At 61.1% G+C, this 13,038-nt stretch carries 9 protein-coding genes; all 9 read left to right on the top strand.

Annotation, left to right across the window (positions count from 1 at the left end):
- The first annotated feature begins 33 nt into the window (after positions 1-33).
- The 9 genes from FJV80_RS30005 (at position 34) to FJV80_RS29960 (ending at position 12,348) form a co-directional block, all read left to right on the top strand.
- Positions 34-1,395 carry an HlyD family type I secretion periplasmic adaptor subunit gene (locus FJV80_RS30005; protein WP_185973335.1) on the top strand — a complete coding sequence of 454 codons (1,362 nt, stop codon included), beginning with the start codon at positions 34-36 and terminating at the stop codon, positions 1,393-1,395.
- A 29-nt stretch (positions 1,396-1,424) separates the two neighbouring features.
- Complete coding sequence (locus tag FJV80_RS30000) at positions 1,425-3,158, top strand: tetratricopeptide repeat protein (protein WP_142878153.1); 1,734 nt, start codon at positions 1,425-1,427, stop codon at positions 3,156-3,158.
- Between the two features lie 794 nt (positions 3,159-3,952).
- The gene (locus tag FJV80_RS29990; RefSeq protein WP_142878152.1) at positions 3,953-5,590 is read left to right on the top strand and encodes a methyl-accepting chemotaxis protein; all 1,638 of its coding nucleotides are present in this window, start codon (positions 3,953-3,955) and stop codon (positions 5,588-5,590) included.
- A gap of 23 nt (positions 5,591-5,613) precedes the next feature.
- A complete protein-coding gene (locus FJV80_RS29985) occupies positions 5,614-6,078 on the top strand; it encodes a chemotaxis protein CheW (RefSeq protein ID WP_095776179.1) in 465 nt (154 codons plus the stop codon).
- Entirely contained in the window at positions 6,078-7,319 is a 1,242-nt protein-coding gene (locus FJV80_RS29980) for a protein-glutamate O-methyltransferase CheR (protein ID WP_142878151.1), read from the top strand. The genes FJV80_RS29985 and FJV80_RS29980 overlap by 1 nt, the downstream gene beginning before the upstream one ends.
- Complete coding sequence (locus FJV80_RS29975; protein WP_142878150.1) at positions 7,319-8,023, top strand: chemotaxis protein CheW; 705 nt, start codon at positions 7,319-7,321, stop codon at positions 8,021-8,023. Before FJV80_RS29980 ends, FJV80_RS29975 begins: the two co-directional genes overlap by 1 nt.
- The gene (locus tag FJV80_RS29970; protein WP_142878149.1) at positions 8,020-10,287 is read left to right on the top strand and encodes a hybrid sensor histidine kinase/response regulator; all 2,268 of its coding nucleotides are present in this window, start codon (positions 8,020-8,022) and stop codon (positions 10,285-10,287) included. The genes FJV80_RS29975 and FJV80_RS29970 overlap by 4 nt, the downstream gene beginning before the upstream one ends.
- Before the next feature lie 22 nt (positions 10,288-10,309).
- Positions 10,310-11,329, top strand: coding sequence for a chemotaxis response regulator protein-glutamate methylesterase (locus FJV80_RS29965; RefSeq protein WP_142878148.1), 1,020 nt, complete (start codon positions 10,310-10,312; stop codon positions 11,327-11,329).
- Between the two features lie 14 nt (positions 11,330-11,343).
- Positions 11,344-12,348: a PleD family two-component system response regulator gene (locus FJV80_RS29960; RefSeq protein ID WP_095776171.1), complete on the top strand. Its 1,005-nt coding sequence runs from the start codon at positions 11,344-11,346 to the stop codon at positions 12,346-12,348.
- The last annotated feature ends 690 nt before the right edge of the window (positions 12,349-13,038 follow it).

The following is a 13,038-nucleotide window of genomic DNA, read 5'->3' as shown; positions in this document are numbered from 1 at the left end:
TCCCTCACCGCCCCTCCCGCTCGGTGGCACCGGATGGAAACGAAGGATCCGACGACGCCGGCCATACTCGAGTTCCAGTGGCCGTCGACGGCTGTCGCCAATGCGCCTATTCCGCGGGCGGCGCGAGGCATTGTCTGGATCGTCTCTAGCCTGGTCATCGCGCTGATCGCCCTGGCGGGGCTGATACCGGTCGATCAGGTCGTGACGACCAGAGGGCTGGTGGTCTCGCAATCCCCCAACATCGTCGTTCAGCCGCTGGAAACAGCGATTGTCCGCTCGATCGAGGTGCGGGAAGGACAGCGCGTCAAAGCTGGCCAATTGCTTGCCCGCCTCGATGCGACCTTTACCTCAGCCGACCAAACGGCACTGGCGATGCAGGTCTCGACGCTTGAAGCCGAGGTGGCGCGGTTGAAGGCCGAGGCCAGCGGCCAGACGTTCACCTACAACGGCCTCGACCCGAGTTGGACCCTGCAGGTGTCGATATTCGAGCAACGTAAGGCGGTCTACGACGCCAAGGTGGAGAATTTCGAACGCCAGCGTGACGAACTTAGCTCGGTGATTTCGCGATCGCAATCGGATGCCGACGGCTACCGCCAGCGGCTCACGGTCGCCGATTCGATCGAGCAGATGCGTAAACAGCTTGAGGCAAGGCAGGTAGGAAGCCGCCTCAACACGCTCCTAGCTGAGGACAACCGGGCGGAAATGTCCCGGGCACTGGGCAATGCCGATCAGACCGCGGAAGCAGCCAAACGCCAGCAAGCAGCGGTGGCCGCCGAGCGCGACGGCTACATTCAGGGCTGGCGCGCTGAAGTCTCGCAGAGCCTGTCGGAGGCGAGTTCGCGGATCTCGGACGCCCGCGAACTGCTCAACAAGGCAAAGCTTCGAAACCAGTTGGTCGAGTTGAAGAGTCAATCAGACGCCATCGTTCAATCGGTGGCAAAAGTCTCTGTCGGCTCGGTCATGCAGTCAGGGGAGCGCTTTATCACGCTCGTGCCGGCCGACGCGCCGCTCGAGATCGAGACAAACATCGTTGGCAGGAGCAGCGGTTTTGTGCATGTCGGCGACCCGGTGGTCATCAAGTTCGACACCTTCCCCTATTCGCAATACGGCCTCGCCCATGGAACCGTGCGGGCACTCAGCCCGGATTCCTTCTCGGCACAGGAGCAAGCGCGCGATCCGAACAGTTCCCTGGCCATGCTGCCTTCCGACGCCGAGCCATTCTATCGGACACGGATCTCCATCGACCAGGTCGCCCTCCACGGCGTTCCCGCCGGTTTCGCCGTCAGCCCCGGCATGCCGGTGACCGCCGACGTCAAGGTCGGTCGGCGCACGATACTCAAGTACATTCTCGGCGTCATGCTCCCGATCGGCCAGGAGGCGATGCGGGAGCCTTAGAGTACTGGAGGAATCAGAGGCTCGGATCGATGACAATCCTGGATCGGCTGACTGGTCTGGCCTTCCCGGCGGCGGTGTTGCGTCGGGCGATCCAGCTTGCTGACGGCGGCAAGGCGGCCGAAGCCTTTCCGCTTATGGCGAAAGCGGCGCGCGCGGGGATCGTTGACGCCGAGTACCGGGTCGCGCGATGCTATCTGGAAGGCGCCGGTGTGCCACCGAGCCGTATGGAAGGCGCGCGATGGCTGCTGCGGGCGGCAAACCACGGGAGCGCGGATGCGCAGGCGGTCCTCGCGGCGCTCTACGTCACCGGGCTGGTGACGGCGGAAGCCGACGGCAAGTGGCCCTCGGAGCACTTGTTCAAACCTGATTCCCCGGGAAAACCAGACTTCGCGGCCGCTTTCGACTTTGCCACCAAGGCGGCCGAGGCAGGCTCGGCCACGGGACAGGCGATCCTCGGTTATATCCTTACCAGCGGCCCAGCATCGATGCGCGATCCCGATGCCGCACACCGGTGGTACGAGAAGTCGGCTTCTGCCGGCTGCGCCGAAGGGTGCCTGGGCTTTGCCTTGTCGCTGGCTCGCCGCGGCAAGCGCGAGAACAGGGCCAGGATCGCGGACGAGGTGAGACGCGCGGCCGACGCCGGCCTGCCGACCGCGACCTATCTTCTTGCAGTCCTTACCGAGCACGGGCTCGGCGTAGCACGCGACATGGCGGCAGCCGTTCAACTCTATCAGGCTGCGGCAGAGAAGGGCCTGCCCTCCGCCCAGTTCCGGTTGGGATTGGCGCTGATTGACGGTGCACTCGTCGGCCAAGATGTCGCTGCCGGGGAGGGGTGGATGCGGCGTGCAGCCTTGGTCGGCAATATCGAGGCGGCCTATATGCTGGGCGATCGCTATGCGAAGACGCAGCGGCCGGATTTTGCAGAAGCCGCGAATTGGTATCGGCGGGCGGCCGAAGCGGGCCATCAAGACGCCGCCCGCGCTTTGGCCTCGCTCTATTTGACGGGAAATGGTGTGGCTCAGGATGTCGAGGAAGGAGCACGCTGGCTGCGATCTTCCGCAAATGGCGGCAATCAGCAGGCACAGACAGACCTCGCCAATCTTATCCTCGGAGGAGCCGGCGAGCCGGACGACGGTGCAAGCGTTGCCGGATGGTTCGAGGCGGCCGCATCATCGGGTGACCTCATCGCGGCATTCAACCTTGGGCTCTGCTTCGCCAAGGGCGTCGGCGTTCGCCAGGACGAGGGGCAAGCGGCTCACTGGCTGCGGCGCGCGGCCGAAGGCGTCGCCGAGGCGCAATATATGTATGCCCGCCTTCTCCAGGATGGACGCGGCGTGGCGCCCGACCCAACTCAGGCCCGTGTGTGGTTTGCGCGGGCGGCCGACGCCGGCGTCCTCGACGCACGCGTCGCGCTCGCCGAGATGCAACTCAATGGGCGCGGCGGCATGCCTGAGCCCGAGGCTGCAATGCAGCTGTTTGAGCAGGCCGCCGCCGACGGTCACGCCGGGGCGATGTTTGCGATTGGCGCGCTGTACGGAGCCGGCCACGGCCTGCCGGTCGATCAGGCAGCAGCGCAGAAATGGTACGCCGCCGCTGCCGGACGCGGGCATGGGCAAGCCCAATTCATGCTTGGACGTTATCTCTTGAAAGGCCTCGCCGGGGAGCGCGACCCGGTGGCAGGCCGTCTTTGGCTCGAACGTGCGGCTGCGCACGGTATCGGTGAAGCGGCAGAGGAATTGGCGGCTGCGGGCGGGTCCAACTAGGGCTGCTGTGGCCGTTGGAGTGAAGCAGCGCCAATAAGGCTGGAGGACCATTGGAGATCCGCCGACCGACTGGCCGCGCCCTGAGTTATATGCTCGTTCGACGCGGGAATTAGAGGCCCGGCCCCCAGGCGCCGTATTATTCCTTGTCAGGCCTGGCATATATTCTGGGGCCGCAGCAGTCACAGGTCCCAGATTGAGTGGTTCAGTAAGTTTGCACCACGGCGGGTCCACACAACCCAACTTCCGTTAAGCGCATAATGCGGCTGGAGGCGCAAGGCACGGATATCCCGGCGAACAAGGAGCGGTCAATATCGTCGGCAGAAGAGCCTGCGAAAAGAGCTTTCGGCGGCTCCGTCGGAACGAAAAGAAGAGAGTGCGATTTTTGCACACGTTGTCCCGTAAAATCTGATTTCATTTATCTATAGCGTAGTGATATCGCCGGACGGTTGCCTCCTTCAGCGTTCGGTTCATCCGCTCGACCTGACCGTTGGTCCATGGATGGTTGGGAGGGACGGTCTCGTCTTGTGCCGCGACGATTTACCAGTTTCGCCTGGAGCGCCACGTCGCCGTGCTGATCTTGCCGCCGAAGCATCTGACACGACCAACCGTTCAATTGAACTCTACGCGTGGGGCTGCCGCATCTCGATTGGTGGGCCGATTAGCCGTCATCCGCGGTTGAACGGAAAAGAAACCATTCGGCATCAAACTACTGCTTTTCGACGCACCTTTTTCGAAATGTCGGAACGAACGGCGGTCGAGCCGACAACGATGCCCCCATAGGTGAACCCGGTTCCATGAAGAGTCTAACAATACGCCACCGCATCCTCGTCAGCTTCGCTGCCGTTCTTGTGGTGATGTCGGTAATAGCCGTCATCGCGTACGCTTGGTTCCTCCAGACCCAGCAGGAGGCGACAGAGGTCGAAAAGGGCATCCTCCCAGACCTCTCTCACAGCACCGAGATCATGATCGGCCAGATGACCGCCCATAGCCTGCTCCAGGAATATGCGCTTGAGGACAACCCGTCGGACAAACGCACGCTTGAAAGCGCGATCGCGAGCAATCGCGATCAGGTGCAGCGGCGGATGGACGACTATGAAGCGAAAATCGTCTCCGATGTCGACAAGCAGAATTATGCGGCCGTCAAAGAACTCGCCAACCAATTTCGCCAAACTGAAACTGCTGTGCTGGACGCAAGCCGGGCTGCCCTGTCGAAAGGTGAAACTCCCAATGAGCGTACGGCCATCAAGAACACCGTGGAGCCGGTCTTTCTAAAATTGCAGTCCGCCCTGCAAGCCATGGTCGAGGATCATAGAGGCGAGGCGAACAGCGCGACACAGCGGATAGGCTCGATCGTTAGGACCGCGGAAGTGGGTTTGAGCGCTGGCCTGCTGATCGCCCTCGGGCTGGCCCTTCTTTTAGGATACCTGCTGTTTCGCGCCATCACGGGCCCGCTCACTCGCCTAGTCGACGCGGTTCAGTTGATGCGGCAAGGCGACTTCAGCGACCGCATCGATCTCAGGCGTCGAGACGAATTCAGCGTGCTTGCCGACGGCTTCAACGCAATGGCGGACGATCTCACCACTCTCATTGGTCAGGTTCAAAGGTCCGGCATACAGGTCAGTACGTCGATCACGGGGATCGCCGCCACCTCCAAGCAACAGCAGGCAACCGCCACCGAAATCGCAGCGACCACCACCGAGATCCGCGCAACAGCCAAGGAAATCTCCGCCACGTCAAACGAGTTGGTCCGGACGATGAACGAGGTCTCGACAGTTGCCGAGCAAACAGCTGTGGTCGCCGGCGGAGGGCAAGCGGGACTGGCCCGCATGGAAGAAACCATGCACCAGGTCATGGAAGCGGCGGCCGCGATCAATTCTAAACTTGCGATCCTGAGCGAGAAGGCCGGCAGCATCAACCAGGTGGTGACGACCATCACCAAAGTCGCCGATCAGACGAACCTGTTGTCGCTCAACGCTTCCATCGAGGCGGAGAAGGCAGGCCAATATGGCCGAGGCTTTGCAGTGGTGGCGACCGAAATCCGAAGGCTCGCGGACCAGACGGCCGTGTCCACCTACGATATCGAGCAGATGGTCAAGGATATCCAGTCGGCGGTCGCGGCCGGGGTAATGGGCATGGATAAGTTTTCAGAGCAGGTCCGCCGGGGCATGCAGGAAATCCAGCAGGTCGGCGGGCAACTGTTCGAAATCATTCAGCAGGTTCAGGGCCTGGTGCCACGTTTCGAAGTCGCCAATGAAGGCATGCAAGCCCAAGCGACCGGCGCGGGCCAGATCAGCGACACGCTCACCCAGCTGAGCGAGGCAGCTCAGCAAACAGTCGAATCTCTTCAGCAATCGGCACTCGCGATCGACGAGCTCAATCAAGTCTCGGGCGGGCTGCGAGGCAGCATTTCAAGATTCAAGCTGAGAGCATAGCAAGCTGGCAGTCGGAGATGACAATGCTATTCCTCGCCTTCAGCATGGGTAAGGATCGCTACCTGATCGACGTCAACCAGATTGAAGAGGTGTTGCCTTACATCGATGTCAAAGTGCTACCGGGAGCGCCGACCGGAGTGGTCGGACTGGCCAGCTATAACGGAATACCCATCCCGTTGATCGATGTGACTCTTCTGGCACTTGGCCGGCCATCCGAGCCGCGGTTGAGCACCCGGATCGTTGTGACGCGCTATCCGACGCAAGGTGGCGAGCAACGCCTGCTCGGGCTGATCGCGGAACGGGTGACGGACACGCTTGAGCGGGACCCTGCCGACTTCGCGCCGTTCGGACTGGAGCCAGGAACACCGCCCTATCTCGGTCCGGTGGCTTCGGATGGCCTGGAGATCATTCAGTGGGTCAAAGCGGAAGCGCTGCTTTCGGAAGAGATTCGTACCGCATTGTTCCACCAGGCCGCGATGGGTGATTGATGACCGGCGCAATCGAAAAACTCCTGACGGAAGCCATTGGACTGGACAGTGCCAGCGTTGGGCCGACAGTGGTCCGCCAGGCGGTCAGAGATCGAATGGCAGCATGCCGGATAACCAACCTTCAGGCCTATTGGGAACAGCTGACCGGTTCGCAGCAGGAACTGCAGGAGCTGATCAATGCTGTGGTGGTCTCGGAGACCTGGTTCTTTCGCGACCGGGAAGCGTTCACGATGCTGGCGCGGCATGCCCGTGTGAGCAAACGTCCTCAGCCGATAAAAGTCCTGAGTCTGCCATGTTCAACCGGCGAAGAGGCTTATTCGGTTGCCATGGCCATGTTCGATGCCGGCTTTGAGGCACACGAGTTCAACATCGATGCAGTGGACGTCAGCAGCCGCAATGTCGCGGTTGCTGAACGTGCCGTCTATGGGCGCAATTCGTTTCGCGGCAGCTATCTCGAATTCAAGGACCGCTATTTCGAAGCGGCCGAGGGCGGGTTGCGGCCCCATGCTGCGGTGTTAAAACAGGTTCGGTTTCGGGTCGGAAACCTTTTCGATCCTCGCGCGTGGTTCGGGCATGAGGTCTATGACATCCTGCTGTGCCGCAATTTGCTGATCTATTTCAATCGAGAGCTGCAGGATCGCGCATTGATCTGCCTGAAGGACCTCCTGGCCAAGGACGGACTTCTTCTGGTCGGTCCGGCGGAAGCGTCGCTTCCAAGGTTGCACGGCCTCGTTTCCGCTGAATGGCCACTGGCCTTCGCCTTCCTGAAGTCGGAGCCCGTTAAGACCGCGGCCCCGATAGTTTCCGCTGCCGTTCCTGTGCGGCCCCCAACCCCGAAGGTCAACAAGGCCAAGCCTGTTGTTCCGCCTCGGCTGGCAATCGGCAGGGAAGGTCGCGTGCGGGCCACGGCCAAGCCGCTAGACCAGCTCGCGGAAAGCCTCATCGCGGTTGAGCGAATCGCCAATGCGGGACGGGTAAAGGAGGCACAGGAAGTTGCCCTAGCGCATCTTAAGGCATTCGGTCCTTCGGCGGAAATCTTCTACCTCCTGGGCCTCGTTCAGGATGCGGATGGCGCTGCGCCCGAAGCCGCGCAAAGCTATCGGAAGGCGCTCTATTTCGCGCCAAATCATCGGGAAGCTCTGGTCCATCTGGCTTTGCTGCTTCGAAAGCAAGGCGACCATAGCGGCGCCGAGGCATTGGCCGGCCGGCTGGATCGGGCCCACAAAAGGAGCGGCACCTGATGGCGGCTTCGACAGGGATCGCTCAGCCGGTGGAGGAGATTGAAATCGACGACTGCTGGCGCCGGATCGGCGTGCGCGGCGACAAGTCGTGTCCGCTACTCGAGCGGCATTTGCACTGCCGCAATTGCCCGACCCACAAGAAGGCTGCACGGCGCCTCCTCGACCGTGCAGCCTCCTCGCAATATCCCGGCGAATGGCCTGACAAATCTGGTCCTGCCGATCTCGGTTCGGCAGACGACGAGGCGGTAAAGACCGCCGTTCTCTTCCGTTTGGGAGAGGAATGGCTGGCGCTTCCGGTCGGGATTTTTCATGAAGTGGCTGAGTCTCGCCGCGTTCATTCGCTCCCGCACCGAAGGAACAGTGCAGTGCTCGGCATTGCCAATGTCCGCGGTGAGTTGCTGATCTGCCTGTCGCTCTCTGAATTGCTCGGAATAGACGAGCGCAAGGAGGGGGAGCTAGGCACGCGATCCAAGCCATTTCGCCGCCTGGTCGTGGTCGGCGAGCCCGACAAGCGGGTTGCCTTTACGGTCGACGAGATCCACGGCTTACACCGCTACCGGGAAGGAGATACGCTCGCTGTGCCGGCCACGATCAGCAAGGCGCTGTCGGCCGCCACGGTTGCCGTGTTGCCCTGGCAGGGACGAGCCGTTGGCTGTCTCGACCCGGGACAACTGCTCGCGATGCTGGATCGGAGCATCGCATGACAGACGAGGACTTCAGCCAGGTTTCGATGCTGAGCCTCTTCCAGGCCGAACTGGAGAGCCAGTCGCAGGCTTTGACCTCCGGTCTTCTGGCGCTCGAACGCGATCCTGTCGCCGCCGATGCCTTGGAAGCATGCATGCGAGCCGCGCATTCCCTGAAAGGAGCTGCCCGCATCATCGACCTGACGCCCGCGGTCAAAGTTGCAAATGCGATGGAGGATTGCCTGGTCGCCGCGCAACGTGGGCATCTCAGGGTGCGACAGGAGCATATCGATGCGCTTCTGCAAGGCACCGACCTTCTGAAATTGATTGCATCGGGACCATCGAGCGAGAGCGTGCCCCCTGACGTCGAAGCCTTTCTCGCCAAGTTCGCGGAATTGGCCCTCCCCGATGCCACCCACTTGCCCCGCAAATCCGAAGCTGATTTCCCAGATGCCCAGGGGGTGCCGGCGACCACCCTTTCAGCGAGCCTCCTCGTTGCGACGGTGCCGCAAAGCCAAGGAAGCATCGGCTCCGACAGAATGGTTCGGGTGACGGCGGACAGCCTGAATCGATTGCTCGGGCTAGCCGGTGAGTCGCTGATGGAAGCGCGGCGGCTCAGGCCGTTCGCCGACGGGCTGCTGCGGCTGAAGCGGCTTCAATCGGACCTCGCAAGTGCGTTCGACGACCTTCATGCAGTGCTGCCGGCTGTTTCAAAGGACGAAGCAGTGGTGGAGGCGCTGGCCGAAGCGCAGCGAAAGCTTCGGCTGAGCCAGGCGTTCCTGGCGGAGCGTCTCGATGAGCTGGATTCAGTAGATCGAAAGGCCACCGATCTTGCCAACAGATTGTACGACGAGACGTTGGCGAGCCGGATGCGGCCGTTTGAAGACGGCGTGCGGCACTATGCGAGGATGGTTCGCGACCTCGGACGTACCCTCGGCAAGCGGGTGCGGCTGGAGATCGTAGGCGGCTCCACCGGCATCGACCGCGACATCCTCGAACAACTCGACGCACCTCTGGGGCATCTCCTACGCAACGCTGTAGACCACGGGCTTGAACCGCCCGAGGAGCGGGTCGCGGCAGGTAAACCGGCAGAGGGTCTCATCAGGCTCGAAGCGCGGCACAATGCCGGCCTGCTGCAAATAACCGTGGTGGACGACGGCAGGGGCATCGATTTGGCGGAGCTGCGCGAGACGATCGTCGACCGGCACCTCGCAACCAGGGAAAGTGCCAACACACTCAGCGAAACGGAATTGCTCGCCTTCCTGTTTCTGCCCGGCTTTTCGATGAAACTGGGCCTTACTGACGTCTCCGGCCGTGGTGTGGGGCTCGACGCTGTGCAGGCGATGACCAAGGAGGTCCGCGGTATCACCAGCGTCTCCTCGGAATTCGGGCACGGAACTAGGTTTCAACTGCAACTGCCGCTGACGTTGTCGGTCCTGCGCACGCTGCTCGTCGATGTCGATGGCGAGCCCTATGCGTTTCCGCTCGCTGCCATTTCGAAGACACTGAAATTGCAGCGGATGCAGATCAGTCTCCTTCAGGGTCGGCCGCATTTTCGTCTGAACGACCGACAGATCGGGCTGGTCACGGCACGCGAGGTGCTGAACCGTGGTGAGCCCGGATCTTCCGAACCGGACGCTCTCTCGGTCGTCGTCGTAGATGCCGGTCAGGGCGAAGCATACGGCCTGATCGTCGATCGTTTCCTCGGCGAACGCGAGCTGGTAATCCGGCCTCTCGATCCCCGCTTCGCCAAGATCAAGGACATCAGCGCCGCGGCCCTGATGGAGGACGGTTCGCCTGTCCTGATCTTCGACGTGGATGATCTGATAAGATCGGTGGAGAAGCTTGCATCATCCGGTGGATTTCGAGCCCTTCGGCGTGCTGCGGGCGGTCCAGAACCCGGCAGGCGCAAGCGCGTGCTGGTGATTGACGATTCACTCACGGTTCGCGAACTCCAGCGCAAGATGCTGGGCAATCACGGCTATGAGGTCGAAGTGGCGGTCGACGGCATGGACGGGTGGAATGCCGTCCGCTCCGGCCCCTTCGATCTTGTCGTGACGGACATCGACATGCCGCGCATGGACGGCATCGAGTTGGTGACCTTGATCCGAAAGGACGCTCATCTCAAGAACACGCCGATCATGATCGTTTCGTACAAGGATCGCGAGGAAGACCGCTCGCGCGGACTTGACGCCGGCGCAGACTACTATCTGACCAAGGGCAGCTTTCAGGACGAGGCGCTGATTCATGCCGTCGTGGACATGATTGGCGAGGCGACAGGATGAGATCGAAATTGGAAGCCAAGGAATGAGAATCGGCATAGTCAACGATATGCCGATGGCGGTCGAGCTTCTGCGCCGGCTGGTCGTGTCGACCCGCGAACATCAGGTCGCGTGGATGGCGGCCAATGGGCGTGAAGCGGTCGAGGCCTGCAGACGTGACCTGCCGGATCTGATACTCATGGATCTAGCAATGCCAGAGATAGACGGCGTGGAAGCGACCCGCCGGATCATGGCAGAAACCCCGTGCTCGATCTTGCTGGTGACCGCCAGTATCGAAGCCAACGTCGCCGGGGTCTACGAAGCAATGGGTCATGGCGCGCTCGACGCGGTCGATATCCCGTCGGTGGGCATCGCAGGCAACGCCTCCTCGCAATCCGCACGGCTTCTGACCAACAAGATTGCAACGATCGGTAAGCTGGTCCGTGATGCGCCATCCAAGGCAAGCGGGCCGATATCAGTTGCCGCCGACCCCTCCCCTCAACGCTTGGTAGTGATCGGCGCCTCGGCGGGCGGGCCGGCTGCCGTTGCAAAGGTGCTCAGCGCCTTTCCCATTGATTTTGGCTGCGCAATCGTGCTCGTCCAGCATCTCGATTCTCAGTTCATTCCAGGCCTTGTCGATTGGCTCGGGCAGCATACCCCGCTTCCGATCCGTCCGGCGCGAGAAAAGGAGAAGCCTCAAGCGGGCACCGTTCTTGTCGCCAGTTCGGATGACCATCTGGTTTTCAAATCGGCTCAGCAACTCGGCTACACGTCCACCCCCAAGGACAACGTCTATCGGCCGTCGGTGGATGTGTTTTTCGAAAGCGCGGCGCAATGGTGGCCGGGTTCGGTAATTGGCGTCCTGCTTACAGGCATGGGTAGGGATGGGGCGCGCGGGCTGAGAAAGCTGCGCGACAAGGGGCATCTCACAATCGCGCAGGATGAAGCAACCAGTGCAGTCTATGGCATGCCGAAGGCCGCCGCTGCGATCGGTGCGGCGGTTGATATTCTTCCTTTGAGCGCTATCGGCTTACGCATAATCGAAGCCTGCGGGCGCTCCACGTGAAAGGGGATCGTCTGATGACGCAACAATCCGAGCTGGTGCCGCCGCTGGCAGATAACTATTCGTCGATGGTTCTGCTCATCGATGATCAGGTCATGGTTTGCGAGGCGGTCAGGCGCGCCCTGGCTAACGAGCCAGATATCGCCTTGCACTTCTGCACCGACCCATTGAAGGCGATGGCGGTCGCGGATGAGGTAAAGCCAACCGTAATCCTCCAGGACCTGGTCATGCCCGGGGTCGACGGGCTGCATCTGGTGAAAGAATACAGGAAGCGTTCGTCGACACACTCGGTTCCAGTCATTGTGCTGTCGAGCAAGGAAGATCCAGCTACCAAAGGCGAAGCTTTCGCTGCCGGGGCCAACGACTATCTCGTCAAACTGCCGGATCGCATCGAGCTGATTGCGCGCATTCGGTATCATACGCGGGCCTATCTGGACCATGTCCAGCGAGACGCGGCGTACCGCGCGCTGAGGGAAAGCCAGCGACAGCTGATCAGCGCAAATCTCGAGCTTGAGCGTCTGACGCGGATCGATGGCCTGACGGGTCTCGGCAACAGGCGCTATTTCGATGAATATCTGGCGGCTGAGTGGAAACGCGCGCTTCGCGCACAGTCTCCCTTGTCGCTATTGATGATCGATGCCGACAACTTCAAACGATACAACGATGCCTATGGCCACATGGCCGGCGATGAGGTGCTCAAGCAAATCGCCCGGGTTATCCAGGGCAGTTCCGGCCGCTCCACCGATCTCGCTGCGCGCTACGGAGGCGAAGAGTTCGTCATCGTTCTGGTCGACACTTTGCTGGAACAATCGAGCAGCATCGGGGAGCGGCTCGTCCAGGGCGTTCGGAACCTGAACATCCCGCACGGCCCGGATCGGGTTACCATCAGCGTCGGCGTCGCGACAACAGTGCCCAACGAGAACGAGACGCCAAACGATTTCGTCAATGCCGCCGATTTGGCACTCTTCCGCGCTAAGTCGGAAGGACGAGATCGTGTGGCGCTTCACGTGCCCCGCAGCTAGGTGGCAGTGACGATTTAACTATTTGAGCCAAATGGACGTTGGGCACTCGCAGAGGGTAGACGGGGTCGGTCCAGTACGGTCTGGGCAAACTCTAATGCATCTCAACGAGTCGTCGCTATAGTACGTCAAGGTACTCGGACGCATTCGTCGTTTTCCGTTCAGGACAACAGGTTAATCCCGAAAAACCTGAGCTGTGTCAGCGGCCATGCGAAACCCAAAACGAACGCGGGAGCCGATATGTCAGGTTTGCCGCCCAGGCTATTACCGCCGGCTCAATCTGCAAGCACGCTCCGCCTTTGCGTGTTTTTCGTGTGACTGACTAATCAGCTGATTTCCATTTCTATTCGGTTCGGCGAGCCGCTTGGGAGAGGCAATCACCTCGTGTATCGCCTTAACGCGTCAGCGATCCTTCGTTCTCGCACACAGCACCAATCTTGTGGCGGTTCCCGTCTACGATCAATCATTCTGTCAAAGAGTACCTGTATTTGATTGTACGCTAATATACGTTCTCAGCTAGGCAGGCACTGGGGCTATCGAACCAGACGAAGGAAATTGGATGGCCACTCTCCATTATGCATCAGGCGGATCAGCGACGGACGTCGCAACCGCCGGGTTCAATCTTGTCGACGTTTCATCCGTGGACGAACTCAACGCCTTGCCGGCTGGCACGAAAGGTCTGGTCTGGCTCGA

Origin of the sequence: Mesorhizobium sp. WSM4310, assembly GCF_007003935.1 — a bacterium.
Taxonomy (GTDB): domain Bacteria; phylum Pseudomonadota; class Alphaproteobacteria; order Rhizobiales; family Rhizobiaceae; genus Mesorhizobium.
The sequence above is the reverse complement of the archived record's forward strand: the minus strand, read 5'-3'. Positions and strand labels throughout refer to the sequence as shown.

Bases quoted from the DNA above. Each gene is read 5' to 3' on its own strand.
- FJV80_RS30005 (WP_185973335.1), top strand. From the start codon at position 34: ATGGAAACGAAGGATCCGACGACGCCGGCCATACTCGAGTTCCAGTGG.
- FJV80_RS30000 (WP_142878153.1), top strand. From the start codon at position 1,425: ATGACAATCCTGGATCGGCTGACTGGTCTGGCCTTCCCGGCGGCGGTG.
- FJV80_RS29990 (WP_142878152.1), top strand. From the start codon at position 3,953: ATGAAGAGTCTAACAATACGCCACCGCATCCTCGTCAGCTTCGCTGCC.
- FJV80_RS29985 (WP_095776179.1), top strand. From the start codon at position 5,614: ATGCTATTCCTCGCCTTCAGCATGGGTAAGGATCGCTACCTGATCGAC.
- FJV80_RS29980 (WP_142878151.1), top strand. From the start codon at position 6,078: ATGACCGGCGCAATCGAAAAACTCCTGACGGAAGCCATTGGACTGGAC.
- FJV80_RS29975 (WP_142878150.1), top strand. From the start codon at position 7,319: ATGGCGGCTTCGACAGGGATCGCTCAGCCGGTGGAGGAGATTGAAATC.
- FJV80_RS29970 (WP_142878149.1), top strand. From the start codon at position 8,020: ATGACAGACGAGGACTTCAGCCAGGTTTCGATGCTGAGCCTCTTCCAG.
- FJV80_RS29965 (WP_142878148.1), top strand. From the start codon at position 10,310: ATGAGAATCGGCATAGTCAACGATATGCCGATGGCGGTCGAGCTTCTG.
- FJV80_RS29960 (WP_095776171.1), top strand. From the start codon at position 11,344: ATGACGCAACAATCCGAGCTGGTGCCGCCGCTGGCAGATAACTATTCG.